Source organism: Emticicia sp. 21SJ11W-3, assembly GCF_024138715.1.
GTDB lineage: Bacteria > Bacteroidota > Bacteroidia > Cytophagales > Spirosomataceae > Emticicia > Emticicia fluvialis.
On the sequence record NZ_CP092074.1, the window covers coordinates 3377642 to 3403944 of the forward strand.

General features: G+C 43.9%; 26 protein-coding genes. 12 read left to right on the forward strand and 14 right to left on the reverse strand.

Going from position 1 to position 26303, the window contains the following annotated elements; all coding sequences use genetic code 11:
* Nucleotides 1-78: 78 nt before the first annotated feature.
* From MB380_RS14365 to MB380_RS14380, 4 genes are all read right to left on the reverse strand, one after another.
* A complete protein-coding gene (locus MB380_RS14365; protein ID WP_253525300.1) occupies nucleotides 79-1848 on the reverse strand; it encodes a D-alanine--D-alanine ligase in 1770 nt (589 codons plus the stop codon).
* A 131-nt stretch (nucleotides 1849-1979) separates the two neighbouring features.
* Nucleotides 1980-2228: a NifU family protein gene (locus MB380_RS14370; protein WP_253525313.1), complete on the reverse strand. Its 249-nt coding sequence runs from the start codon at nucleotides 2226-2228 to the stop codon at nucleotides 1980-1982.
* 104 nt (nucleotides 2229-2332) lie between these two features.
* Nucleotides 2333-2566 (reverse strand): type II toxin-antitoxin system HicA family toxin, encoded by a 234-nt coding sequence (locus tag MB380_RS14375; RefSeq protein WP_253525316.1) that lies wholly within the window; start codon nucleotides 2564-2566, stop codon nucleotides 2333-2335.
* Entirely contained in the window at nucleotides 2566-2832 is a 267-nt protein-coding gene (locus MB380_RS14380; protein WP_253525319.1) for a type II toxin-antitoxin system HicB family antitoxin, read from the reverse strand. The genes MB380_RS14375 and MB380_RS14380 overlap by 1 nt, the downstream gene beginning before the upstream one ends.
* A 176-nt stretch (nucleotides 2833-3008) precedes the next feature.
* On the opposite strand from MB380_RS14380, the gene MB380_RS14385 reads away from it, so the two are divergent.
* Nucleotides 3009-4871: a CocE/NonD family hydrolase gene (locus tag MB380_RS14385; RefSeq protein WP_253525360.1), complete on the forward strand. Its 1863-nt coding sequence runs from the start codon at nucleotides 3009-3011 to the stop codon at nucleotides 4869-4871.
* 46 nt (nucleotides 4872-4917) lie between these two features.
* Here MB380_RS14385 and MB380_RS14390 read toward each other — a convergent pair whose 3' ends face one another.
* The 3 genes from MB380_RS14390 to MB380_RS14400 form a co-directional block, all read right to left on the reverse strand.
* Nucleotides 4918-5904 carry a glycosyltransferase family 2 protein gene (locus MB380_RS14390; RefSeq protein WP_253525374.1) on the reverse strand — a complete coding sequence of 329 codons (987 nt, stop codon included), beginning with the start codon at nucleotides 5902-5904 and terminating at the stop codon, nucleotides 4918-4920.
* Nucleotides 5905-6166: 262 nt separating this feature from the next.
* The gene (locus tag MB380_RS14395; protein WP_253525412.1) at nucleotides 6167-6511 is read right to left on the reverse strand and encodes a YbaB/EbfC family nucleoid-associated protein; all 345 of its coding nucleotides are present in this window, start codon (nucleotides 6509-6511) and stop codon (nucleotides 6167-6169) included.
* A gap of 135 nt (nucleotides 6512-6646) precedes the next feature.
* On the reverse strand, nucleotides 6647-7330 hold the full coding sequence (locus MB380_RS14400; RefSeq protein ID WP_253525427.1) for a DUF3291 domain-containing protein: 684 nt from the start codon (nucleotides 7328-7330) through the stop codon (nucleotides 6647-6649).
* Between the two features lie 281 nt (nucleotides 7331-7611).
* Between MB380_RS14400 and MB380_RS14405 the strand changes: the two genes are divergently transcribed.
* Together MB380_RS14405 and MB380_RS14410 are read left to right on the forward strand one after the other, a co-directional pair.
* Nucleotides 7612-8148, forward strand: coding sequence for an RNA methyltransferase (locus MB380_RS14405; RefSeq protein WP_253525430.1), 537 nt, complete (start codon nucleotides 7612-7614; stop codon nucleotides 8146-8148).
* A 71-nt stretch (nucleotides 8149-8219) separates the two neighbouring features.
* Nucleotides 8220-9470, forward strand: coding sequence for a T9SS type A sorting domain-containing protein (locus MB380_RS14410; protein WP_253525433.1), 1251 nt, complete (start codon nucleotides 8220-8222; stop codon nucleotides 9468-9470).
* A 431-nt stretch (nucleotides 9471-9901) separates the two neighbouring features.
* Here MB380_RS14410 and MB380_RS14415 read toward each other — a convergent pair whose 3' ends face one another.
* From MB380_RS14415 to MB380_RS14425, 3 genes are read right to left on the reverse strand one after another with little or no spacing between them, the layout of a single operon-like run.
* The gene (locus MB380_RS14415) at nucleotides 9902-10996 is read right to left on the reverse strand and encodes an acyltransferase (RefSeq protein ID WP_253525436.1); all 1095 of its coding nucleotides are present in this window, start codon (nucleotides 10994-10996) and stop codon (nucleotides 9902-9904) included.
* Nucleotides 10997-11020: 24 nt separating this feature from the next.
* Nucleotides 11021-12718, reverse strand: a complete 1698-nt coding sequence (locus MB380_RS14420; RefSeq protein WP_253525439.1) for a hypothetical protein — start codon at nucleotides 12716-12718, stop codon at nucleotides 11021-11023.
* A gap of 3 nt (nucleotides 12719-12721) precedes the next feature.
* Entirely contained in the window at nucleotides 12722-14809 is a 2088-nt protein-coding gene (locus tag MB380_RS14425) for an OmpA family protein (RefSeq protein WP_253525441.1), read from the reverse strand.
* 257 nt (nucleotides 14810-15066) lie between these two features.
* Between MB380_RS14425 and MB380_RS14430 the strand changes: the two genes are divergently transcribed.
* Nucleotides 15067-15387 carry a c-type cytochrome gene (locus MB380_RS14430; RefSeq protein ID WP_101726385.1) on the forward strand — a complete coding sequence of 107 codons (321 nt, stop codon included), beginning with the start codon at nucleotides 15067-15069 and terminating at the stop codon, nucleotides 15385-15387.
* 123 nt (nucleotides 15388-15510) lie between these two features.
* Nucleotides 15511-16116: a dephospho-CoA kinase gene (gene coaE / locus MB380_RS14435; protein WP_253525444.1), complete on the forward strand. Its 606-nt coding sequence runs from the start codon at nucleotides 15511-15513 to the stop codon at nucleotides 16114-16116.
* Here coaE and dnaA read toward each other — a convergent pair.
* On the reverse strand, nucleotides 16102-17559 hold the full coding sequence (gene dnaA, locus MB380_RS14440; RefSeq protein ID WP_253525447.1) for a chromosomal replication initiator protein DnaA: 1458 nt from the start codon (nucleotides 17557-17559) through the stop codon (nucleotides 16102-16104). The genes coaE and dnaA overlap by 15 nt on opposite strands.
* Nucleotides 17560-17767: 208 nt before the next feature.
* On the opposite strand from dnaA, the gene MB380_RS14445 reads away from it, so the two are divergent.
* From MB380_RS14445 to atpH, 7 genes are all read left to right on the forward strand, one after another.
* Nucleotides 17768-19135, forward strand: a complete 1368-nt coding sequence (locus MB380_RS14445; RefSeq protein WP_253525460.1) for a methylmalonyl-CoA mutase family protein — start codon at nucleotides 17768-17770, stop codon at nucleotides 19133-19135.
* Nucleotides 19132-20241 (forward strand): glycerate kinase, encoded by a 1110-nt coding sequence (locus MB380_RS14450; RefSeq protein ID WP_253525463.1) that lies wholly within the window; start codon nucleotides 19132-19134, stop codon nucleotides 20239-20241. The genes MB380_RS14445 and MB380_RS14450 overlap by 4 nt, the downstream gene beginning before the upstream one ends.
* Before the next feature lie 498 nt (nucleotides 20242-20739).
* Nucleotides 20740-20955 carry an AtpZ/AtpI family protein gene (locus MB380_RS14455; RefSeq protein ID WP_253525466.1) on the forward strand — a complete coding sequence of 72 codons (216 nt, stop codon included), beginning with the start codon at nucleotides 20740-20742 and terminating at the stop codon, nucleotides 20953-20955.
* Between the two features lie 440 nt (nucleotides 20956-21395).
* Nucleotides 21396-22460, forward strand: a complete 1065-nt coding sequence (gene atpB / locus MB380_RS14460) for a F0F1 ATP synthase subunit A (protein ID WP_101726377.1) — start codon at nucleotides 21396-21398, stop codon at nucleotides 22458-22460.
* Nucleotides 22461-22508: 48 nt separating this feature from the next.
* Complete coding sequence (gene atpE / locus MB380_RS14465) at nucleotides 22509-22778, forward strand: F0F1 ATP synthase subunit C (RefSeq protein ID WP_101726376.1); 270 nt, start codon at nucleotides 22509-22511, stop codon at nucleotides 22776-22778.
* A gap of 175 nt (nucleotides 22779-22953) precedes the next feature.
* On the forward strand, nucleotides 22954-23448 hold the full coding sequence (atpF, locus tag MB380_RS14470) for a F0F1 ATP synthase subunit B (protein ID WP_253525469.1): 495 nt from the start codon (nucleotides 22954-22956) through the stop codon (nucleotides 23446-23448).
* Between the two features lie 167 nt (nucleotides 23449-23615).
* Complete coding sequence (gene atpH / locus MB380_RS14475) at nucleotides 23616-24149, forward strand: ATP synthase F1 subunit delta (protein WP_253525472.1); 534 nt, start codon at nucleotides 23616-23618, stop codon at nucleotides 24147-24149.
* 97 nt (nucleotides 24150-24246) lie between these two features.
* On the opposite strand, the gene MB380_RS14480 is transcribed toward atpH, so the two are convergent.
* The 3 genes from MB380_RS14480 to MB380_RS14490 form a co-directional block, all read right to left on the reverse strand.
* Nucleotides 24247-24576 (reverse strand): MGMT family protein, encoded by a 330-nt coding sequence (locus tag MB380_RS14480; protein ID WP_253525475.1) that lies wholly within the window; start codon nucleotides 24574-24576, stop codon nucleotides 24247-24249.
* 8 nt (nucleotides 24577-24584) lie between these two features.
* On the reverse strand, nucleotides 24585-25412 hold the full coding sequence (locus MB380_RS14485) for a hypothetical protein (protein WP_253525478.1): 828 nt from the start codon (nucleotides 25410-25412) through the stop codon (nucleotides 24585-24587).
* Between the two features lie 272 nt (nucleotides 25413-25684).
* Nucleotides 25685-26254, reverse strand: coding sequence for a DUF3109 family protein (locus MB380_RS14490; RefSeq protein ID WP_253525481.1), 570 nt, complete (start codon nucleotides 26252-26254; stop codon nucleotides 25685-25687).
* Nucleotides 26255-26303 lie beyond the last annotated feature (49 nt).

A 26303-nucleotide genomic window follows, 5' to 3' on the forward strand; every position in this document is an offset into this window, starting at 1 on the left:
TAGTATGTTCATAATACAAAAAAACTCCCATTCATACAGAACAGAAGTTTATATAAACATTAAAAATAGTATTTCTTCCTACAACTCAACCAGCGTTTCAGCATCACACTGATAAATAAATTGAACAGTTTCGGCCAGTTCGGCTTCTGAGAGCTTTTTCATCTGGGTATCGAAACTTCCGGCATATTTGGCTGTAATATCTTTGGCCTTGTCAATGATTTCGGCAATGAAAGGATGTTTGGGCTTACCGATTGACTGCCCGAAGTCCATGATATCGGCCTTGAACATCAGGTTCATTGGTATCTTATACATCTGCCCGTTTTTGGCAGCACACACCGGCACGGGTTCATACACCGGCGAAGCCGAAAACTCCCCGATTTTCTTCTGCGCTCTTTTATACAGTTCGTCAGACTCCCCGAAAATCACAGCCACTTTTTTGCGGTGGCTGGCTCTGCGCTCGTCTATCATGCCATCCAGTTTGTCGAGCAACTGGCGCAAACTTACGGTATTCTTACCGCTTCTGATACGCTCACGGATCGACTGGCGGATAAAATAAGTAATTGACTGCGTAACGGTAAGCCCGATTTCAGCCATTTGCTTGAATATCAATGACGACGGCGACATACCCGGTATGGTGTTCGGGTCATGCAGCAGCACGCGCCCGTCTGGCGTTAAAAAGCCATCTATGCGGGTTACTACACAAAAACCCAGTGTGTTGAAGGTCTTCAACAGGCTCTCATGTATTTTATGCAGATTCTCCATGCTGGTTTCCACCGGAATCCGCTTCTTGGTTACATTCGATTTATATTTCGATTTAAAATCAAAAGTCTGTATTTCGCCGTAAATTTCTGTTGGTGGCAGGGCAATGGCTTTGCCGTCATCATTTTGTATTACGCCGCAGCTAAACTCCTGCCCGTGTACAAACTCTTCTATCATCACATAATCTTCGGCATGAACAGACACCACCGTGGCGGTATCGGCCGTAAACAAAACGGCATCCAGCTCTTCCATCAGGTCGGCAGGGTGCGCCAGTATTTTACCGTTTACCATTACCGGGAAACCAATGCCCTCGTCCAGGTTAGAGGTTTTCTCCATAATGTGGCGTTTCTGGCGTTCGGTCAGTTTCTCCCAGTCGCTCTTCTTGAAAATCGCCTCAAAGAAACACTGGTTAACGGCCTTGGTAAACTCTTCCAGACTTCTTTTTCTGACAATGGCCACCCCTATTGATGAGCCCTGATGCGGTGCTTTTACCACAAACGGAAAACCGATTGAGTTAATGAGGTCGGTGAAAAGTTTTGAGCGGTCGGCCGATGCCCATTCTTCGCGGGTAAAGGTAATGGTCTTTTTCTGCTGGCCGGTAACAAGCGATATCAGCTTGTTTTGCATGGGTTTGTCTATACCCACAGCAGAGCCCATGAGCCCCGGGCCCATATAAGGTATGCCATACCACTCAAGCAAACCCTGCAAACTACCGTCTTCAGCCTGTGGGCCGTGCATAATGGTAAAGGCAAAGTCCATTATTTCCGGAAAATCGGCCGGATGAATCTGTTTACCTACTTTATAAATTAGTTTGTATAGCTGTGTTTCGTTGAGTTCTCCTAACGATTCTATATATACCCTGAAACCGCGGTTGAGGTTTTTAGAAGGAAAAAAATCACGGATGGATTCTTCGTAGAGTAGTTCAGGGTTAATCTGAATAAAATGACCTAAGCTGTCAACAAATATCGGTATTGGCTCAAACAAGGCTTTGTCAATATGCTCAAAAGCTGTCTTACCGCCAAGGTACGATATTTCCCTTTCTCTGGCTTGTCCGCCAAAGAAAACCCCTACTCTGATTTTGGTTGCCATTTTATAACCTAAAGCTGATTATTTGATTAGCGCAGTGTCTGCAAATGAAAAGTGTTTGCAAGATAATAAAAAAGCCACTTGCAAACACAAGTGGCTGTATATTTTTAGCTTAACCAAGCCCTGAAACCGTATTAAAACGCCGGTGTCAGGTTTAGCGCTTCTACTTTTCGTATCTCTGGCACAGCTTTCAGAATTGCCTCTTCAAGCCCTGCTTTAAAAGTCATTGACGACATCGGACACGACCCGCAAGCCCCAATCAGTTCCAGTTTTACTGTGTAATCGTCAGTAATTTCAACCACTTTCACGTTTCCGCCATCGGTTTGTAAATAAGGTCTTACTGAGTTTAAGGCAGTTTCTACTCTTTCTATTAAATTTTCCATATACCTTTCAATCGGAGTATTTGTCTATTACAAAAGTAAAAAAATATTGAAAAAGTTCAAAATCGGAGCTAGAAAGATGACACCAACTAACCTTTAAGGCGTTTTCAATCTGGTTTATTCTTTTTACTGATGTTAGCAACTTCAGCAAAATCAATACCGGCCATCTTTAAGATACTTTTATAGGTACCCAATTTTAAATCTTTATTACTGTGTATCGGAACCGGCAGTGTTTGTCTGGTGTCTTCATTAAAAAAAATATGATGGCTCCCGTTTACTCTCACTAACACCCAACCTCTTTGAGTAAGTAATTTAACCAGAGACTTCGGTGATAAATCCATCAGGCTGATACAAGATTTGATAAACGATTTTTAGAAGAAGATTCAGAAATAGTAATGGATGCCTCAATAACATCATTATCGTCCGGTATAGGCAATCCTTTTTCTTCCATAACCATCAACACACCCTCTAAGGCCTCCCTTACGTGTTCAATTGCTTCTTCAATGGTTTCCCCAAACGAAAAACAATGCTGCAGCGAAGGTATATTAGCCATGTAGCCTCCATCCTCCTGCTTTGTAATATGCACTTTATAATTTCTGCTTTTCATTTCATGCATTCTTAAATTTTACCAAATATAATTAAACTCGGTATCAAAAGCAATTGTATAATTAATAATGCAACCAAAACTATTACATTCAAATCCAAACAATTATTCCTCTCTTTACTATCTTTACAACCTCCAATTCAATCAATATCCAAACTGTAAATTTTTATCAACCAACTATGCGAAGCTTTATCTTAGTGCTTATGTTTTTCTGCACTGTGGCGGTGTCTGCCCAAACGCCAGACCCCTCCTACGTACAGAATAATTACCTGAAACGTGAGGTCTATATTACCATGCGCGACGGCGTGCGCCTGTTTACCTCTATCTACCTGCCTAAAGACTCAACAAAAAAATACCCTGTCATGATGCAGCGCACCCCCTATTCGGTGGCTCCGTATGGTGAAGGGAAACTAAAAACTCAGGTAGGCCCAAGCGCCGAACTGATGCAGGACGGCTTCATTTTTGTGTATCAGGATGTACGCGGACGCTGGATGTCGGAGGGTGAATTTATTGAAATGCGCCCCCACCAGGACACCAAAAGCGGCAAAGCCTTTGATGAATCGACAGATACTTATGACACCATTGAATGGCTGATGAAAAACCTGAACTACCACAACGGCAAGGTGGGTATGTGGGGTATCAGCTATCCGGGTTTTTATGCTTCTGCCGGGCTTATGGCCAACCACCCTGCGCTGGTGGCGTCGTCGCCTCAGGCACCCATGGCCGACTTGTGGCGCGGCGACGACAGCTATCATAACGGTGCTTTTATGTTGCCCCATAACTTTGGGTTTTATCCGTCGTTCACCAACCGGACAGACGGCAAACCTACACAAACGCCCGGTAAACGTTTTGACTTCGGCACACCAGACGGCTACCAGTTTTATCTGAATCTGGGCCCGATAAAAAACTCTTTAAAATATGCCGAAACCCTGGGCAAAGACCCTTACTGGCGTGCGAATCTGGAACACCCGAATTATGATGAGTTCTGGAAAAGCCGCAATATTCTGAATCACCACAACGGTATCAGGCACGCCGTAATGGTAGTGGGTGGCTGGTATGACGCCGAAGACCTGTACGGTACTTTTAAAACCTACCAGTCTGTTGAACAAAAAAACCCCGGTATAGTTAATATTTTTGTGATTGGCCCCTGGGTACATGGCGGCTGGGCCAGAGGCGACGGCGACATATTGGGTAATGTGAATTTCGGACAAAAAACGGGTATTTATTACCGCCAGAATATAGAGCGTAAATTTTTTAATTATTACCTGAAAGGCATCGGCGACAATAATTTTAATGAAGCCACCATGTACGAAACCGGCAGCAACCAATGGAGAACTTTTACCGAATGGCCACCCAAAGCAGCTAAAGAACGTAATCTGTACTTTGGTGCCAACGGTAAACTTTCGTTTGATGCCCCGGCTGCAGCCCAAAGCGCAAGCCAGTACACCTCAGACCCCGCCAAACCGGTGCCGTCGTCAGACTATATCACCTCTGGTATGCCGCGCGAATACATGGTTGACGACCAACGCCACGCCAGCCGCCGCCCGGATGTGCTTACGTTCCAGACTGACGTGCTGGACAAAGACATTACCCTTGCCGGCAATATCTGGGCTGACCTGAAGGTATCAACCACAGGTACTGATGCCGACTTTGTTGTAAAAGTGATAGATGTGTATCCCGACGACGCCAAAGACAACCCCAACACAGCCAAACATATCCGAATGGCAGGTTATCAGCAAATGGTAAGAAGTGAGGCCATGCGCGGTAAATTCCGGAAGAGTTTTGATACCCCCGTGCCATTTAAGCCGGGTAAGGTAGAAGAGATAAATTTTGAGTTGCAGGATGTGCTGCACACATTTAAGAAAGGCCACCGCATTATGGTACAGGTGCAAAGCACGTTTTTCCCTATCATAGACCGCAACCCGCAGAAGTTTCTGCCCAATATTCATTATGCCGACGCGTCAGACTTCCAATCGGCCACGCATAAGGTGTATCACGACAAAACCAACGCCAGCCACCTGAAAGTGCGCGTGTTAGAATAAAACACAGGCTTGTATAAAACGGCCATAAAAAAGGCCTGCGGTGCGTTTACAGCTCGCCGTAGGTCTTTTTCTTTTTCAGAAAATAAGCCAGTACAATGCTTTTCGGATAGACATCTTTCAATACTTTGGGCGATTTCCGTTCCAGATTCCGCATCATGCCATAAAAAGCAAAATGCGCTTTAATAATAGCCCATACATCTTTAAAAGACCCACCCAGAAATAACTTTATACCAGACACCCCGTCGAGTATCAATCTTAAAAAAATAGTAGAAAATAACTGACCCGGCGGCAGATTCTTGTACATCATGGCCAGCCCGTTGCGGTAGTTAAGAAAAGTTTTGCGCGGGTTTGATTTATGCAGCGTACCGCCCCCCACATGATAAACCGTTGAGGCTGCTGAATAATAAACCTTATAGCCTGCGTTCTTCATGCGCCAGCAAAGGTCTATCTCTTCCATGTGGGCAAAGAATGAGGTATCAAAGCCACCCAGCTCATGAAAAACCGACGCCCGCACAAACATACAGGCACCCGTAGCCCAGAACACCTCTCGGGTATCGTCATACTGCCCGTTGTCGGCTTCGCAGGTATCAAAAATTCTTCCTCTGCAAAACGGATACCCCAGCCAGTCAATGTACCCTCCGGCTGCCCCGGCATATTCAAATTGTTGCCTATTGTTATAATCTTTTAGTTTGGGCTGGCAGGCGGCTATAGCGGGGTTGGCATCCATCAGTTCAACCAGCGGAGCCACCCAGTTGGGCGTAACCTCTACGTCTGAGTTCAGCAACACATAATATTCGGCCTCTATTTGCGCCAACGCCTCATTGTATCCGCCAGCAAATCCGGTATTGACAGGCAGGCTGATTAACCTGATTTGCGGATAATTATGCCGCATAAACACAAGAGAATTGTCGGTAGAGGCGTTGTCGGCCACTACAATTTCATATCCCTCAGCGTGTTTAATCACAGAAGGCAGAAATTCCCTGAGAAACCCCTGCCCATTATAATTAAGTATAACTATTGCTACTTTTGACATGCAGAATCAATTGGAACTTTGATTGTTTTGAACTTTGCCGCGGCGTACAGTTTTAACTGATTAAATGATTTTTATGATTAAATTTATTGAGCCATTTAATATGAAAATTGTGTAACTTAGTGTAATCATAGAGTACATTGTGGCAATAAAATATTTGTACTAAGTAATTGCCACAATGTGTACAAAGTACTCAAAGTTGCACAATTTCTCACTAATCAGTGAAATCACAAAAGTTAGCCGCTGCTGACCGCTAAATCAAAGTTTAAGACTTGAACATACTTCCCAAATCCATACCGGGTATGTTCGGTATCAGGCCTTCGGTACTTTTCTTCAATTCTTCTTTGGCTTTTTCTTCTACCTTCTCCAGCGCCTTGTTGGTGGCCGCCACAATCAGATCCTGCAATATTTCTTTATCATTGCCTTTCAGCAGTTCATCATCTATCTCAATTTTCAGAATCTGTTTTTTACCGTTTACGGTTGCCTGCACCATGCCGGCCCCTGCTTCACCGGTTTCGGTTATTTTGCCCAGGTTTTCCTGTGCTTCCTGCATACGGGCCTGCATTTCTTTCATTTTACCAGCCAGCCCGAAAATATCTCCCATGTTCATGATTATATCAGAATTTAATGTTTCTTTTTCCAACACAAAACTACAAAAAAAGGCCGTCGGTTCAGACAGCCCACCCAAATATGATTTGCATTACCCTAAACGCCGACTTCAACTTTCATTAAAAACAAAGCGCCATCATAAGAGGTAACGCTGCCCGTTTAAAGAGCCAAAGGTTTTAAGCGGTATAAAACGGGCAAACAATTCTTCCGAATACCAGCCTTCATCGCGGGTTTTTCTTACAACATCCGCATGTGTTCGCTGTTTGTAGGCAAACTGCTTCACGTCGTTCAGGCTCTCCCAGATAGAAAAAGTAGCCTGCCTTACAAACGGCATCTCGCCTACCCCTACCGAAGTAACAAAACCCGCGGCCTCTTTAATGCCTGCCGCAACCGGCGGTACATTGGCCCAGAAACCACGCAACTTGGACGGACGGATGCTGGCACGGGTAAGCACCGCTATTTTGCCCTGATAATCTTTACTGACCGCGCTTTTGCTGAACGGCTCCTTGCCGTCCCATTTACCGTGCGCCTCGCAAGGCTGGCACAATATGGTCCATTGCTCATGGCAAAGGGTTTTCCACCATCGCTGAAGAAACGAATGTTGTCTGAAGTTTTCAAAATCAGCCTCGGTTTCCCAAACGGCCAGCAGCCCCCATTGTTTCAGGTCGGGTTCTATATCAAAAGTACCGTTTTTACCACAACCCAGCAATTTCCAGAAGGTCAACCCTTTAGTAAACAAAAGCGGTAACCTGAACACCGCCATAGAAATAAAGGCCAGCGGAACCGCCCAGCCCGGATAACGCACAATAGTAAGCGACATGAACATAGACAGACGGTTGATTTTATTACGGCTTTTAAACACAGCCGAAGGCATAATTATGCAAAGTAATTTATTTTGATGATTAATAAGAAGCCTGTCTCAGAAACACACTTTTATTCTACAATGAAAACAATTGAGCGCATTCATTGTTTCAGATTCCATTCAAATAAACAATCTGGATATACCCACTTTGGGTTAATAATTGATTAAAACCCTAACCTTTCACGCCCAAAGCATCGCTTTACCACAAATACCCCTTACCTTTGCAAAAAAATGTGGATATGAGAAAACTGCAGATGGAAGAACTGAACCGGCTGACGGTTGAGGAGTTTCAGGAAGTGGAAAAGAAAAATTTTTGTCTGATTCTGGACGACGTCAGAAGCCTGAACAACGTTGGGTCGGCGTTCAGAACGGCTGATGCCTTTCTGGTTGAGAAAATATATCTGTGCGGCATTACCGGCACCCCGCCCCACCGCGAAATTGAAAAAACAGCTTTGGGGTCAACAGAATCGGTAGCCTGGGAACACCGCAGCAGCATTACAGACCTGATTGCCGAGCTGAAAGGCAATGGCTATACCGTGCTGGCCATTGAGCAGGTTGAAAACAGCATGAAACTACCGGATTTCAGACCCGAGGCCAGTCAAAAATATGCTTTTATATTTGGCAACGAGGTTTTCGGGGTTAATGATACGGCTATTGCCGCTGCCGATGGCTGCCTTGAAATACCCCAGTTTGGCACCAAGCACTCGCTCAATATCTCGGTTACTGTGGGTATTATCTGCTGGGACTACGTTTCAAAACTGATAGCCATTCATTGAACAACGCGCCATGCAATTTTTTTGGCGTTTGTTTCGTCTATATTCATAATTACCCCACTAAAAACCAGAAAATGCGTCTATCGGCATTCATTTCTTTTTTTCTACTGGCATTTTGCAACTTGTTTGCGCAGCAATCAATGCCTGCCGTGCCGGTTGTATGCCATTATATTGAAGAAAACAGTTTTACCGAGATTCTGCCTGAAAGATTGTTTTCTGCCAATGCCAGACCTGCCACTACTGCCACCATTGAAGTTACTTATGTAGATTTCCCTGAAACTGCCAAAGCGGCCTACGAAAAAGCCATGAGCATCTGGGCCGGGTATCTGTACTCAAGCCAGCCCATACGCATTAAAGCCACATGGACAGCCCTCAATACCGGTGTGCTGGCTGTAACGGGTTCAACCCGCATCTATAAAAATTTTACCGGCGCACCTTATACCAACCTATGGTATCCGGTGGCAATGGCAGAGGCTATATCAGGGCGAAATCTGAACGACGACGAATTTGAAATAGAAATGAAGCTGAATAATGGTGTAAACTGGTCGTTCAATACCGACGGAAGGGCATCAGCAGGGCGATTTGACTTTACCACCGTGGTGCTGCACGAAATTGCACATGGCCTTGGGTTTTCGTCTTCCATGAAAATTACCAACACCACTCAGGGGCAATACGGGCAGTCGGGCAGTAATTACATTTACGATACTTTTCTGCAGGATTCCGGCCGTATCAAACTGACAGATGCCACGGTTTATGGCAATCCGTCGACCGACTTAAAAACCGCGCTCACCAGCAATGCCTTGTATTTCGGACTAAAAAATACTGCTTTCGCTAACAGCCTGCCCAGAATTTATGCGCCTACTACATTTAGTGAGGGGTCGAGCATTTCTCATTTTGACGAAAACACCTATCCTGCCGGTAGCGATAATTCGCTGATGTCACCCAGTGTAAGAACCGCCGAGGTGAACCATAAACCCGGCGAACTGCTGCTACGGGCCCTACAGGAAATGGGCTGGTATATTATAGACCCGGACGGCTATATTATTAATTCTGTTGAGCCAGGTCAACAACTAAATGTATTGATTTTTCCGAATCCGGTGGCAGATGTAATTACCATAGCGTTTCCGCTCAGCAATTCAGCCCGCGACGTAAGCGCCGAACTGACAGATTCAAAAGGAGTATTGATTAATAAGATAGAAGGGAAATCGATTATTTCAGAGACCTACACACTAGACCTGACCAACCTGCCTGATGGCTTGTATCTATTAAAAATTAAAGACGCCAACCGGCTAATTACCAAAAAACTCATCAAACGCGGCACATAACCCCCAGAACACCCCGATATTTATTAAGCCATCGAAACAATAATGCCCCAAAACAGCAGCCGCTCAATCACTAATTCGCTCAATCCCCGCAACAGCAGCCGCTAAATCACTAATTCACTAATTCGCTCATTCACTCATCCCCCACAACAACAGCCACTTAATCACTAATTCGCCATTCCCCACAGCGGCGGCCACTCAATCACTAATTCGCCATTCCCCACAACGGAGGCCACTCAATCACTCATTCGCTCATTCACTAATTCACTAATTCACTAATTCGCTCAATCCCCGCAACAGCAGCCGCTCATTCACTAATTCGCTCAATCACTCATTCACTATTTCACTCATTCACTAATTCACTCATTCCCCGCAACGGCGGCCGCTCATTCACTAATTCACTCAATCACTAATTCGCTCATTCACTAATTCCCTCAATACCCAAACTTATCTTTCCATTGATTAATTGGTTTTTCGATCAGGAACCATGACACCGTAGCCGCAGCAACCGTAACAGCATACAGAAAAATGAACTTAAGCGGCAGATGATGCGCTATAAAAGGCAGTTTGTCAAGCACCCTGACAGTAGGATGCAAAGGCCCCGAGTGATAGTAGTTATATATAAAATTATGGTAAATATAAATGCCGTAGCTGATACGCCCCAGATACACCGCCACTTTGTTTTCGAGCACAAACCTGGCTATACCCCCAAAATTATAGGCCGCGTTACCCACCAGAAACAAAGCAAGCAGCGACTCGAACAGCCTTAAAAATACAATAGTTATGATGTTTTGCTCTTCAGATATCATTTTGCTGATACCCACTACCCCTGCATAAACCACAATGCTTAGCACCAGCCACAGTTTATTGGTTATAAAAGCCTTTACTTTTTCATTTTTATGATAGAAAAAATAAGCCAGCAGCCCACCCATACCAAAGGCATCAAGGCAGGTAGGCATCAGCACATAAGAGGCCATCCAGGCAACGTTGTTCAGGAAAAGCACAAACCTGAGCGCAACCGAAAGAATAATAAAACCATATAATACCCGCACCAGATAACGCGAAGGAATAAAAAACACCACAAAAGGGAAAAACAGGTAAAACTGCTCTTCAACTGCCAGCGACCACAGGTGGTCTATAACACCCAGCCACGATTGATGAATGGCAATATAAATATTGGTAGAGTACGTAAGGCACCAGATTATTTTCTCTCTCACAGGGGGCACGTTCAGCACATACAGCACCAATATAGAAAGGTAATAAACAGGAAAGATACGAATGGTACGGCGGATGTAAAACTGCTTGAGCGAGAATCCGTGAGAACGGCCAAGGGCCTCGTCTTTGTCTTTGGCATTGAGCAGAATACGCGTGATCAGAAAACCGCTCAGCACAAAAAAGATGCAAACACCCAGAAACCCGAACGGAATTTTAAGCCTGTCGTCAGACCAGTGGTCAATCAATACCAACGATACGGCTATGAAACGAATGCCATCGAGTTGCTTTAAATAAGAAGTGTTTTTTGCCGACATCAGAAATTGGATTCTTACAGAAAATTACCAGTTTTGTTTGATTTCTTGTTTCTTCAGTGCCTTAATGAGAATAAACCGGCTGGTCCATGTCACTTTCGCCGTACCATTCTCAACCCGCACCATACCCAGCTGATAATTACCCGACTGGATGTAAAATCTCAAAAACTCTGTTACAAAACTACTGGTCTTTAACTGATTTCCGAAAAGAAAACCAAAATTAAGATAATCTTTCACGGGCCGGGTGGCTGGCGTAGCTACTCTTGATGCAAACAGATAGACTGCCTTTGCCGACCGTAATACAAAATACTGGCCGGCGTCAGGCGCACTAACATTTAAGATACCCGCCGAGTTATCGGTAATAATATAGGTTGTTTCTGTTTCCAGCACCCCCGGTTTTATACTGGCAGAGTCTCCACCTGCCACCAGTTGCGGCAACAGAGCATCGTAGAATGCAGGTGCCGGGTGCTGAAGTTGGGCATAGATACCGCTTGTGGGCATCAGCTTGTCGCTATGCTGAATTTTAAACTGGTCGGCAATGCGTTCGCGGTGCAGGAAACTGATATTCTGGTATTCGGCCAGATAAGTATAAAAATGAAAAACAATGGTTCCGGCTATCATTAACCTTATAAACTGCGTTCGGGTGGCTTCGTTTACCGAGTTTAACAGAATAAGGTACGCAAGGCACAAAAGAAGTATCGAATTTATCTTGTATTTGCTGGTAAGCAGCACCTCAATACCATAAGACAACCGCCCGGCCACTATACCCGCACAGGTAATACCCAGAAATGCCACACAGGCCAGCAGAAATAAATCATTGTTCCGCTGATTGATATTATATTTCCTGAACAGCACCTGCAACGTAAAAAGCCCAATAATAACCAGCAGCAATACTCCGGTTGTCATGGGTACATCCAGACGTTTGCCGGGTGCAATAAAAGACACATCCAGCCCGCTGCCCAGCACCGCCATCAAACCTTTAAACAAGGTACCGGGCGCCGAAAAATCAATACCGGCGTTGTTACCAGGCGGCTTGGTATAATTAAAGAAATACATAAACAAAAACACAACCGCAGCCCCGGCCCAAATACCCAGCTCACGGTATCTTTTCTGAAACGCCAGCAGGCCAATACCAATAATGGGAATCAATATACCATTGCTGCTGGTAAAAACACCCAGAAAACACAGCACAATGGCCAATGTCAGATACCCCGGGTTTGATTTACCATAAGAAAACACCAGAAAATAAAAAGACAGAAACGCCAGCAGAATAACCCAGAAGTTTTGCACCGAGGCCATACCCCAGAAAACGTTTTCATATAAGCTGCTCAGAAACAACAGGAATGACACAGGCACCAAAGCCCACAAAGAAAGTTTATAGCGCACACTAACCTTATAGAAAACCAGCAGCAAGCCTGCCAATGCCAGATTCCCCAGCACCATCAACCATTTCAGCTGCAGTGTGCCCGTCAGCTGATACACCAGTAGCGCAAAAACACGGGTCAGAAAAATCCGGTGTTCGTTATGTTGTGCAAAAAGCACCTTGAATTTTTCGGCAAGGCTATCGGTGCTCAGGAAACTAACCAGCGAATTTCGCACGGCCAGGTCGTCCCAATGGGGTATATTAAGGGCATATTTCTGAAATATGAACCCAAAAATCAGCATAGGCAACAATACAAGACAAAGAGCAGCCGCCTTCTGTGCAGGTGTTTTTTTTACAGGCATAGATTACAGTTTCAAAATCGAAAATTCTACCCTACGGTTTTTCTTTCTGGTTTCTTCAATGGCATTACTGGCAATGGGTCTCGACGGCCCCCAGCCTTTAGTCTGAATACGCGCCGGGTTTATGCCACCTTTTTCAACCAGATACTTTTTTACTTCATTGGCCCTGTCTTGCGACAGCTTCACGTTCAGCATCAGGTTATCGTCGGCACCGTCGGTGTGGCCTTCAATCAGCACTTCCATAGTGGGGTATTCTTTCATCAGGTCAATAATCCGTGCCAGCTCAGGGAACGACGGCGCAAGAATATCAAACTTACTCTGATTGAAAAACAGGTTGTTCAACACAATTTTTTCGCCTTCCTTAATGGGTATCAGGCTGATGGTTCTTCTGATTTCGCGGTAACGGTTATCTTTGCTTAAATCTATGGTTTCACTTACCGAAAGAAAACCTTTTTTAGAGGCGCTCAGGCCGTAACTTTTCTTTAAAGGTACCACAAATTTGAACTCGCCTGTGGAGGGGTCAAATTCCGACAAAATTTTGTCTTTACTGTCATGCGATGTGGTGTCCATAATAACCTCCATTAATACATCTGCGGCCAGTGGCTTTTTATCATTCGCGTTTATTACCACGCCTGATATTATAGCTACAGGGTCTGGCTTAATAGAAGGAAACAACTTAAGCCGAAAGATATCCTCAGAGCCAAAAGATTTTTCTACTGAACTCAGATAGGCGTATTCGCCGGAAGCCGGAATAGTAAAGAATGCATCCCATTTGGGAGTATTAATTAAAGGGCCAATGTTTTCAGGCTCGCTCCAGTGGGTCCAGGTGCTGTCAAGCCTGCGGCTCATAAAAATATCATTATTGCCAAAGCCCGGTAATCCCTCGGTTGAAAAGTAAATCGTTCTGGAGTCGGCCGCTATAAAAGGGGCAATTTCATCTTCTACGGTGTTTAAATCAGCGCCTATATTCAATGGCTTTGACCAGCTATCATTATCATTCCTGAAAGAAACATATAAATCTTTTCCGCCTCTGGTATCTTTGCGCTTAGAGGCAATTACCAATACTCTATTATTGGGTGCAAGGGTAAACTCCGAAAATTCGCCAAGCGTATAATAATCATCTATTTTTACTTCTTTCGGAAACTCCCACCCAAGTTGTGTCTTTTTTGAGGTCGACAAGCCCTGGAACATTAAACCATCGGGCCTGTAAATATTAAGCAGGTAAAGGAGTTTTCCATCAGAAGACACCGAGGCAACCGCATTATGCTGCTCGTTGTTGATGGGGGCCCTTAAGTTTTCTGCCTCTCCCCAGGTGCCGTCAGGCTGTATTTTAGAAACCCACACATCCTGGCTTTTCATTTTACCTATGTTGGCATCATGGCCTTCACGGGTAAAATAGAGCGACTTCCCGTCAGGTGCAACTATGGGGGCTAGTTCTTTGTATCTGGTATTTACCCCACGCCCCAAATTCTCTTTTACAATTTCTTTTGGTATATTTTTGGCTACATTAATTTTGGGCTCATAAGGCGTACCTACCTCAGATACCCCCACGGCATCAATCTCATTATAGCCACGCACCAATGAGGGTGTCATAACCAGTTTGATAGCATACACCTTAAACGATGTCTGTGGAATAACCACGTTCCACATGCGCCCCGGTACTGTTGGGGCAGCTCCTATGTTTTCATGAATCAAGTGTTCTTTATTGGCAGAATCAGCAGCAAAAATGCGTATAATGGCTCCGGGATTATGGTTTTCGGCCACACAAACCAGCCTTATTTTCATGGGTCGTTCAAAACCTACTTTTATCCACTCGTCGCCGTTGGTATCTGCTCCGGCCGGAGACCAGGCCGCCCTTGAACTACCCGTTTGTGGTAATTTGCTGGGTTTACCCAATATCTGCACGGCCTTATATTGCGGACCGTCTTCGGTTGGGTCGCTGCGTTCAGACGACACCCCCAACACTTTACCTGCCCACTGCACCTGCTGGGCCGAAACCTGAAAAGACATTAAAAAAAACACCCCAAAGCAGCAAAAGCAGTTTAACAGATACAGCATTGCTCTACCTTTTTTCAGGGTAAGTAATACATTCATACAATTCATAAATTTGGGTAAGCCCGGGTAGCCGGCAATGCAACGAAAGTAAAGCAAAAACTGTAAACTATCAAGAAAATGCCTCTTTCTGACAGCTCCTGAATGGTTTTTACATTTCAGTTAACCTATTTAACGTTTCGTTAACAAATTAGTACATTAAAAATTCAACAAATTCTTTCTTCCTAACGTTTTGTTTACGTATTTAGCGGAAAAGTTTTCCGCTCCGACTTAAGTATTATTTAATTATCAGATTAACAATGAAAAAAACATTCCTGACCGTTGCCGTTGTGCTTGGCATAGCTTCTGTTTCAAAGGCTCAAACCAAAATACCACCGGATATTGAGAAATTATTACAAAAAAATACTTGTCTGGCTTGTCATAAAGTAGATACACGTTTAGTAGGCCCGGCCTATAAAGACGTAATGAAAAAGAAAAAATACAAGGCAGAACAAATTGTAGAATTAATCTACAAACCTAACCCTGCAAACTGGGAAGGTTACCCTCCGATGGCTCCGATGACTCAGGTTCCAAAAGATGAGGCATTGAAAATAGCCAAATGGATTACTACTTTAAAGTAATATCCTTTATATATCAGAAACCCCTCTGCCGGATTCACCAGCAGAGGGGTTTTTGTTTGTGGCAATGGTAGCCGGGATTACCTGATTTCTACTATCTTTGCAAACAACCAAACGTTTACAACTGTGCTTAAAATAGGCATTACAGGTGGCATTGGGTCGGGGAAATCCATTGTCTGCCGCATGTTCGAAATCCTGGGGGTGCCGGTATACTATGCCGACGAACGCGCCAAATGGCTCACTAATAATGACCTCCAACTGCGCAAGGAAATAAAAGAATTACTGGGCAGAAATGCCTTTGATGCCAACGGACAATACAACCGCCAATGGGTGGCTGCTCAGGTTTTTGATAACCCGGCGCTGCTGAAAATGCTGAACGGGCTGATTCACCCAAGGGTTTTTGCTGATACCGACCAATGGTTTTTGCAACACCGGCAGGAAGCCTACACCCTGCGAGAAGCCGCGTTGATGAACGCCGCCGGAGATAACAATGATTTTGATGCCGTAATAGTGGTAAGCGCTCCTATAGAATTAAGAATTGCGCGCACCCTGAAAAGAGACCCGCAAAGAACAACTGAAGATATAAAAACGATAATGGCCCGCCAGAAAACCGACGAGCAGTTTGCGGCCATAGCCAACTACACCATTATAAATGATGATAAACACCTGCTGATACCGCAGGTGCTGCAACTACACCAAAGCCTGAGCCGGGGCGTATTACTTACCGAATAGTTTTTTGAGTTTATTAACCGCCGAATTGATTTCCTTGTCGGTATCCATCAGGTCGTTCACAGTCTGAATGGCATGGATAACCGTGCTGTGGTCGCGCCCGCCGAAATGATACCCGATAGATTTTAACGAAAGGTTGGTCATTTCTTTTGCCAGATACATAGCAACCTGCCTTGGCAATACAATATCTCTCAGGCGGCTTTTGCCTTTCAGGTCTGGTATGCGCACTTTGTAGTGTTCAGTAACGGCTTCAATGATGGTATCAATCGTTACTTCTTTTTCAGTATCTTTTACCAGATGGCGTAAAGTGGCTTTTGCTAAATCTACATCAATTTCCCGGCGGGTTAATGATGCCTGCGCCAGTAAAGATATCATTACGCCTTCCAGTTCGCGTACGTTGGTATCAATGCTATGGGCCAGGTATTCAATCACCTCGTAGTCAAGAGAAATACCCTCGGCCTGCGCTTTTTTCTGAATAATGGCAATACGGGTTTCAAAGTCAGGCGTTTGCAGGTCTGCGGTAAGCCCCCATTTAAAACGAGACAACAGGCGGTCTTCTACCCCTTCCAACTCACGCGGTGGGCGGTCAGACGTCATCACTATCTGTTTGCCCGACTGGTGCAGGTGGTTAAATATATGGAAGAAAGTCTCCTGGGTTTTTTCTTTACCAGATAAAAACTGAACGTCGTCAATAATCAGAATATCCACCTGCATGTAGAAATTCATAAAGTCTTGCAGGCTGTTATTTTTAATGGCATTGATAAACTGGCTGGTAAATTTCTCTGACGAAACATACAGCACAAATTTATTCATGGCCTTGCTCTTCATAAAATTGCCAATGGCCTGCACCAGGTGCGTTTTACCCAGCCCTACCCCACCGTATATCATCAATGGGTTGAACGACGTAACGCCGGGCTTAGATGCCACCGCAAAACCTGCAGCACGCGCCAGCCGGTTACAGTCTCCCTCTACAAAGTTATCAAAAGTATAATTGGGGTTCAGGTAAGAGTCAACGTTCGGCAGGTCAAGATCTTTCATCATGAAAGGGCTTCGTACCATGTCGTTACCATGCACGGGGTCTTGCTGCCGATTGCTATGATGCTGATACCCCCCGCTGTTTTGTGGCATATTTACCGCAATGGGCGGTTCGTTCTTTTTCTGGTTGCCACTATCTACTATAATAGAATACTCAAGCATACCGTCTCTGCCAATGGCATAGTCAAGCGCTTTTCTCAGCAACTGCACATAGTTTTCCTCCAGCCATTCGTAAAAGAACTGGCTTGGCACCTGTATGATTAACTTCTTGCCGTCTAACTTACCGGGTACAATAGGCTCAAACCAGGTTTTATAACTCTGTTCAGAGATATTCTCACGGATGATTTTCAGGCAGTTATTCCATACTAAATCTACCTCTCGCTGTATCTTTGGTGTTTCTAAAATAGTCATAATGGCCACACATAGGGATTCTAAAGGGGTGCAAAGATACTAAAATTAGTTTTGCAACCAAGAAGTGAATTTTGAGATTTTAAATGTATTTTCAAAGTAAAACCAAAACATTATTTTGCCAAATTAGATTTGCCTCATAAAAATACAAAATGTACCTTTACATTTACTTTGAAAATCAGGTTTTTTCACCAAAAAATACAATTTGGTTATGACGAAAAAATTCTTTGATGAATTTCAGGCATCAACAAAAAAAGATTGGGAGGCGCAGGCAATAAAAGACCTGAAAGGAAAAAACTTTGAGCAAACCCTGGTCTGGAACACCCCCGAGGGTTTTCAGGTGCAGCCCTATTATGCAGCAGAAGACCTGGCCGCCGTACCCGTAAGCGCCATACAGCAGGCGCAGGCTTCAAAAAAAAACCCGGGCTGGCAAAACCGCTCTTCAATAAGCTTTGTAAACGAAAAACAGGCCAACAAAGCCATTATAGAGGCCTTGCAAAACGGAGTACATGCGGTAGCCATTGACCTGAGCCATGCAGAGGTATCCGGGGTTGATATTCCCCGGCTTCTCGACAAAATAAAACTGAGCGACACACCCGTATATTTTAAAACCAATAACCATACCGCCCTGCTGGCTGCCCTTAAGAAATACGTGGCGTATCAGCCCAAAGGTGGCTTAATCTTCGATTCGTTAGGTGATTTCTTCACAGGCAGAGCACCTGCCGACCCCGCAACTTGGAAAAGTGCAAAAAACCTGATTACTGATACAGCCACCAGCCCTGCGTTTTATGTGCTTGCGGTGCAGTCTGAAACTTTTCATAACGCCGGCGCCAATACAGTGCAGGAACTGGCCTTTACACTGGCCTCCGCCGTTACGTATCTTGACAAACTGACGGACGAAGGACTGACGGCCGCACAGGTGGCTTCAAAGATTGAGTTCTCGATGGCCATCGGTACCAATTATTTTATGGAAATAGCCAAGATACGCAGCCTGCGCTATTTATGGAGCCGTGTACTGAGTGCCTACGGGCTTACAGATACCAGCTGCCGTATTCATTGCCACACCTCTTATTTTTATGATGCCGTGCCAGACGCCCACACCAATATGCTGCGCGCTACCACCGAGGCCATGGCCGCCGTTATCGGTGGCTGCGACTCGCTCGGTATTCATGGGTATGATGACGTATTTACTACCGAACCCAATGAAACCAGCAACAGAATAGCCCGTAACATAGCTAATCTGCTGAGCGACGAAAGCTACATGGGCAAAAGCCGTGACGTTGCCGCCGGGTCTTATTACCTGGAAAGCCTGACGAACGATTTATCAACCGCTGCCTGGAACCTGTTTCTGGCAGTTGAGCAAAAAGGAGGCATTCTGGCTGCTTTTGAAGAAGAATTTGTGCAGACCGAAATTGAAAAGGCGTATCAGGAAAAAGTGGCGCAGCTACAAAACGGAAAAGTGATGGTGGGTGTCAATCGCTTCAAGTCTCCGTTTGATACGCCGCAGGCCCTACCCACACAGCCGGATGTAGACAAACATTTTTTACCTGTCAGAAGACTATCAACCAGTTTTGAATGAAAATACTCCTGGCCCCCGATAAATTCAGAGGTTCGCTTGATGCCCCGCAGGTGTGCGAGGCCATGACAGAAGGCATTCGCATGGTATCGGCCGATATTGAAACCGTAAGCCTGCCTATGGCTGATGGCGGCGAGGGCACGCTTGACCTGTTGCTCTGGTATGCAGGCGGACAAAAGAAAACAGCTCAGGTGCAAGACCCCCTGGGCAGAATCATCAATGCCGAGTATGGTATATCGGCCGACGGCAAAACAGCTTTTATTGAAATGGCCACAGCATCGGGCCTGAGTCTGCTGAAAACCGAAGAAAGAAATCCACTTCAAACCAGCACTTACGGCACAGGCGAACTGATAAAACTGGTAATGGAAGCCGGTGTAAAAGAAGTGATACTGGGCATTGGTGGCAGTGCCACTACTGATGCAGGCATTGGCATGGCCAAAGCATTAGGCTGGCGGTTTCTGGATACCGCCGGGCAGGAAGTAGAAGCCATTGGAGGCAATCTGTCGGCCATAAAAAAAATTATCCAGTCTCCGCTTGCCGCTCAACTGCCAAAGTTTCAGACAGCCTGCGATGTTACTGCGCCTCTCTATGGCCCCAGCGGAGCCGCTCATGTTTACGGCCCGCAAAAAGGAGCCGATGCCCACGCCGTTGAAATACTTGACAAAGGTTTGCAGGATTTTACTGCCATAACAGGCCTTTCTCGCGACACTTTCGATAGCCCCGGCTATGGCGCTGCGGGTGGACTGGGTTTCGGAACGGTCTTTTTTCTGAATGCTACTTTGAAAGAAGGCGTAAAACTGTTGATGGATTTCTGTGATTTCGACAAACATTTGTCTGGTGTTGATTTAATCATCACCGGCGAGGGTAAAATTGATAACCAGACCCTGCAAGGGAAACTAATAAAAGGTATCACCGGCAAAGCAGGCGCAATACCCGTAGCTGCCCTATGCGGTACCTTAGATGCCACCCCGCAACAAATGAAAGAAATGGGCATCAGCTACGCGGCTTCTGTGCTTAACCGCCCACAAACTTTAAACGAAGCCCTGCAATCTGGCTACGCCGGGGTAAGAGACGCCGCGTTTTATCTGGTGAATATGTTATATAAATAATGAAAGGGCAGGAAATAATCTTCCCACCCTTACAAGCATAAATTTTACAACTAAACAACTACTGCTTTGTAAATACGCCATTCTGATAAATCCATTTCATGTTAAAAAACTTGCTATCTACAATAATATCTTTGTCAACATCGCAAATTCGCAGCCAGCTAATCCAGAACCAACCATGCCCAGGTAGTTTAGTGTTTAAATGTCAGGCTCATAAATACATATTTGTTTTAATTTCTGTATCATAAGGGCATCAGCCTGAAAAAAAATTCTGTAACCGAAAACATTCTTGCCCATTGGCAGGTTTTATGCTTTGTCTGCAATTACATTTCATCAATTTTTATTAGTATTTATTAAGCCTGTTAGGCAGCCAGGGTACATCTGCTCAGTGCGCAGCAGTTGCCTTTTTGCATCTTAATTTGCACAACAAGTCTATATTTTATATAAAAAATATGTTCATTGGGGCATAAAGCCTAGTTTTGCAAAAAAATACGTAAACCAATGCAGGAAGACAACAACAGCAACAACAGCCGCACCTGGTTAAAGTTTACCCAGATTGGTCTTCAGATGATACTCACCATTGGCCTTGGCACCTGGTTTGGCTATTGGCTCGACAACCGCTCGGACAGCAAAACTCCTGTCTATACCCTCATTTTATCGCTTACCTCTATCGGCGTCTCGCTTTATAACGTTATCAGGCAGTTGCCTAAACAATAATCAGGTACCTATTGCAGCTTATTTCATTATTATATGGCAAAAACACTTATACTCACCGGCGTATTGATAATTGTATTTTTTTTAGCTGGAGCCATTGGCCTTGGCCATCTGCTGCATCCGCAAAAATGGATAATTCTGGGCTTTTTTGTGGCCTATTCATTTCTTTTTAACAGAGTAATGGAATTGGCTTTCCGCGAAAAAAATAAAAACTTTATCCAGTTTTATCTCGCAACAATTGCTTTACGTCTTATTCTTAGCCTCATTTTTATCGGCATAGAATTATACCTCGGCCTAAAGCAGCAGGAATTGTTCGTGGCCAACTTTTTTGTATTATATTTATTTTACACCATATTTGAAATTTGGAATTTAAATGCTAACTTGCGCCGAAATTCAGAAAAGTGAATTCCTGAAAAGTTGAATGACCGAATAAATTAAACAACATGTTGCGTTTACTTACAAATAGAATCTTATTAATAGCCTCATTATCAATCTTTTCTCTAACTTTTGCAATAGCCCAGGAGGCACATGACAGCCATCATGAAGCCAAAGAAAGCACTGCTCACGAGGACGAAAACTTTGATATTGGTAAAATGATTATGCACCACATTCAGGATTCTCACGAGTGGGAATTCTCTCATGGTGCCGTCATCCCGCTTCCTGTTATTCTTTATTCTGAAGACCGCGGCGTTGAGGTATTCTCATCGGCCCGCTTCAAAGAAGGTAACGGTATTTACAACGATTACAAAAATGAACACGAGCACATTCACAGAGTGAAGGCCGATGGCTCGGTTGATGAAAGCGTTCATGTATGGGATTTATCTATCACCAAAAATGTGGCATCGCTTATTCTGAGTGCCGTTATTCTGATCGTGGTGATGTCTTCAGTTGCCAAAAGTTTCAATACCAACAGAGGCAAAGCGCCAAAGGGTTTGCAGTCTTTTATGGAGCCGATTATCTTCTTCATCAGAGACGAAGTAGTTAAACCCAACATCGGGCCTAAGTACGCCAAATATCTGCCTTATTTGCTTACCCTGTTTTTCTTTGTGCTTATCAACAACCTGCTTGGTTTGTTGCCGGGTGGCGCTAATGTAACAGGCAATATAGCCATTACCATGATTCTGGCCGTTATTACGTTTTTCATTACGCACATCAACGCCAACAAACACTACTGGTTGCACCTGGTTAAGCCAGAGGGCGTACCTGTGGTTATGCTGCCTCTTATGTGGGTGGTTGAGATTGCCGGTGTGTTTATGAAACCGATGTCGCTAATGATACGTTTGTTTGCCAACATTACGGCTGGCCACATCATTATCCTTAGTTTGCTGGGTCTTATCTTTATTTTCAAAAACTTTGCCATTGGCGGTGTGGTAACCTTGTTTACCCTGTTCATGAACACCATTGAGCTGCTGGTAGCATTCTTGCAGGCGTTTATTTTCACGCTGCTTTCATCAATGTATATTGGTAGTGCCATTGAAGAGCATCATGATGCAGACCACGGCCACTGATAATTAATTAAGTATTTATTTTTTCATTAATATATAAATTGTTTAATCATGTCTTTATTACAAACTCTTTTACAAGCAGGTGCTGATTCAACTCGTGGTCTTGCAGTATTTGGCGCCGCTTTAGGTGCTGGTCTAGCCGCTATCGGTGCAGGTCTAGGTCTTGGTAAAATCGGTGGTAGCGCGCTTGAAGGTGTTGCACGTCAACCAGAAGCTGCTAACAAAATCCAGACTATGATGATCATCATCGCTGCCCTTGTAGAAGCCGTAGCTCTTTTTGCAGCTGTAATCTGTCTTTTGATCTCTTTCAAATTAGTTTAAGAATCAAAAGTAAACGATCTGATTCAGGCATCCTGTACTATTCGCATTAGGCGTTAGTGCAGGATTCCTATAAGTCTCGGTCATCGTTCAATGTAAAGTAGTTTATAATAAAATAGTTGTTGTAAACACCAGGTCTTTACCAATCAAATAATTAAATAAAAATTTTAAAACTGATATGGAATTACTAACCCCCAGCCCCGGATTGATTTTCTGGATGCTCTTGGTTTTTGGTATTTTAGTTTTTGTTCTTGCTAAATTTGCATGGAAGCCAATTTTGAGCGCCGTTAAAGAACGTGAAGATTCAATTGAGTCGGCACTCAGAATGGCAGAAGAAACCCGTGCAGAAATGGCCAAGTTAAAGGCCGATAACGACAGAATTATTGCTGAAGCACGTATTGAGCGCGACAAGATTATCCGTGAAGCAAAAATCGCCTCAGATAATATGCTGGCTGAAGCCAAAGACAAAGCAGTTGCTGAAGGTACCAAAATTATTGCTGATGCACGTGAGGCTATTCAGCAGGAAAAAGTTGCCCTGGTTGCCCAAATGAAAAAAGATGTGGCTGCGTTCTCTATCGAAATCGCTGAAAAAGTATTGCGTAAAGAGCTGGCCGACAAAAAAGCACAGGAATCGCTGGTTTCAGATTTGATTTCAGAAGCTAAGTTGAACTGATTCTGATACAAAATCAGGTTGGTACTAAAGTAAAAAACTTATTATTGCAAATTTATTGTTATGCTTTTGCAAAATAAGTCTTACAAAATTTGTTTTTTTGATAGAGTCGGTTGTATTTTTGTCTAAATATATGTTGCAACCGAGAATTTAGTTCTTTATAGAAAAAAATGGCAGATTCAATAGTTGCATACAGATACGCCAAGTCATTATTTGACCTGGCTACCGAAAAAAATGTTGTAGAAGAAGTGAGCAGTGACATGGTCCTGTTTCAGCAGATTTGCGACGAAAACAGACAGTTTTTGGTAGTGATGAATAATCCGATTGTTCGTCACGACAAAAAATTAGGAATATTGAAAAATATTTTCGAAAATCGCGTAAGCGATGTGACTTTTTCGATTTTCAATGTTTTAACCAAGAAACACAGAGAAAATTTGATATACTCAATTGCCGAAGAGTTTGAGAAACTCTACAACGCTAAAAAAGGTATTCAAAAAGCTACTGTAACTACCGTTACTCCTCTAACAGATGCCCAACGTCAGGAAATTACCGCGTTGGTTGCCAAATCTACCGGCAAAGAAGTATTGCTGGAGGAAAAAACAAACGAAGCACTGATTGGTGGTTATGTTTTAAAACTGGACGACAAACAGTTTGATACCTCTATCAGAAAGAAATTAAATGACTTGAAAATAACATTGGCATAATAAAAATGAAAATGTTATAAAAAATATTAGTTTTCATGGCTATAAAGTTGAGAAATACCCCCGAACTTCGGGGGTTTTTTCTTTATGGGCGGTCTGCTTATAATAACTCTGTTGAGGGGTTCCAGAAAAGAGCAGCATAATCAACCACTTTGTCATTTACCACCTTAATTCCTTCGGCTTCCAGTAGCTCTTGCATGCGGTTGCCGCCAAAATGCGCTTTGCCACTTAATACGCCATTCCGGTTTACTACCCGGTGGGCAGGTACGTCAGGCAGGCCGTGGCAGGCATTCATGGCCCAACCCACCAGCCGCGCCCCCGATTTTGAACCGATATACTGAGCTATGGCGCCATAACTGGTTACCCTACCCTTGGGTATGAGGCGCACTACCTGGTATATAACATCATAAATGTTGTCAGACTGTGCCATTTACCAAACTAGCGATTTTTTTTGTTGCTACGGCCACGATACAAAACAAGCAGCTGATTTAAGCTTTTAGCGTCAGTATCAAAATCTTCAATCTGTAAATGCTCGCTTCCGTTCGGATGGTCATAAACCAGATAGAAATGAGATTTTTTACCAGACCCCTCACTTACTACTTCTTCATTGCTGATTTGCTGCCAGCTGTAAAACTCTGTAGATACGGTTCTGATTCCTTCTTCATTCAAAATAATTTGTGGCTCGGTATTGGTTGCCTCCTTGTATTCTCTAAAACTGTAGTAGGCACCTCCCAGTAGCATAACAGAGCCAATGATATAACTATCTGTTTTAAGAAGTACATAAACACCACCTGCCGAGCAAAGTAGCATAAGTATCATTTGCAGGTAGTTTTTACTTTTCGAATAATAAATAATGGTCTCATTTGGAATTGTCAGGTCGTCAAGGAATAAATCATCATGCCTGAATTTCACCTGCAATTCAGCCCATTTAAGTTTGTCTGCCGCACTTCTGATTTCCGTCTTTTCAAATATGCTGTTATCAGGCCATATCAGTTTTTCTCTGATAGCACGTTTTTTTAGTTCATGTACGTTCCTTACGTTCTCAAATGCCCACAGCCGCCATTTAGTAACCATGAAGCTCCACCATAACCAAGATAAAACGAAGGTAGCGACAAACCCGGCTACCATACCCCACCCAGGTATAAGATTATGCGCAGACAGGTAAACGGTAATCCCAAAACCGGCCAGCATAAAAACCACTGCAGGTAAATTGAGTACCCGATGGCCTTTTGCTATTGCTTCATCTACTGATACATTTCCATTCATATCCATTTAACATTTTGAATTACTTTCAATGAATTTCAGTTCATCTGTATCCTTGAAGGTAGATGAAACTGTGAGAGGTAAATAATGATTTCAGTACCGAATATAAACAATTTTCAACAGCCCATATACATAAGTAAAGAAATAAATTAACCGCTTGGCAAAACCCGGTAATCTGGTGATACATGCTGCTTAAATTAAGGCAGTATCAACAAAAACTGATGCCAAAACCGGAAGATATTCAGGTAACAGCGAATAGAGAACTACCCGCATCCTTATGGTTCCAGATTCTTTATCTCTTTCTCTAATGTATTAAACCAGCTTTCGCCATATTGCCGTATCAGGGGTTCTTTTAAAAACTGATAAACAGGCACGCCCAGTTTATCGCCCAGCTCGCAGGCGTCGCTGCAGATAGACCAGCGGTCATAATTAACGGCGTGGAAACTCTCGTATTTAGTAATTCGTATCGGGTACAAATGGCAGGATATAGGCTTTTTCCAGGTTATCTTCCCGTCCAGGTAAGCCTGTTCAATACCGCATTTCAGAATGCCCTTATCGTCATATACGGCGTAGGCGCATTCGCGGTCTTCAATGGTTGGGGTAGAGAAGTCGCCCTCCCAGTCTTTTATGTATTTTCCCTGTTCTTCTATGGCTTTTATACCATCGGGTGTCAGATAAGGTTTTACGTGTTCGTATATCTCTTCCAGTACAGGCAGTTCCGACTCCTCCAGAGGTGCGCCCAGGTCGCCTTCCACGCAACAGGCTCCCTTACATTTATCGAGGTTACAAACAAAAAATTTGTCAGCTACATCATCGCTGACACAGGTATTCTCAATCAATATCATTGTATATAAAAATTACTGGGTAGTGTTCAATAAGGCTTGTTTTAGGTAT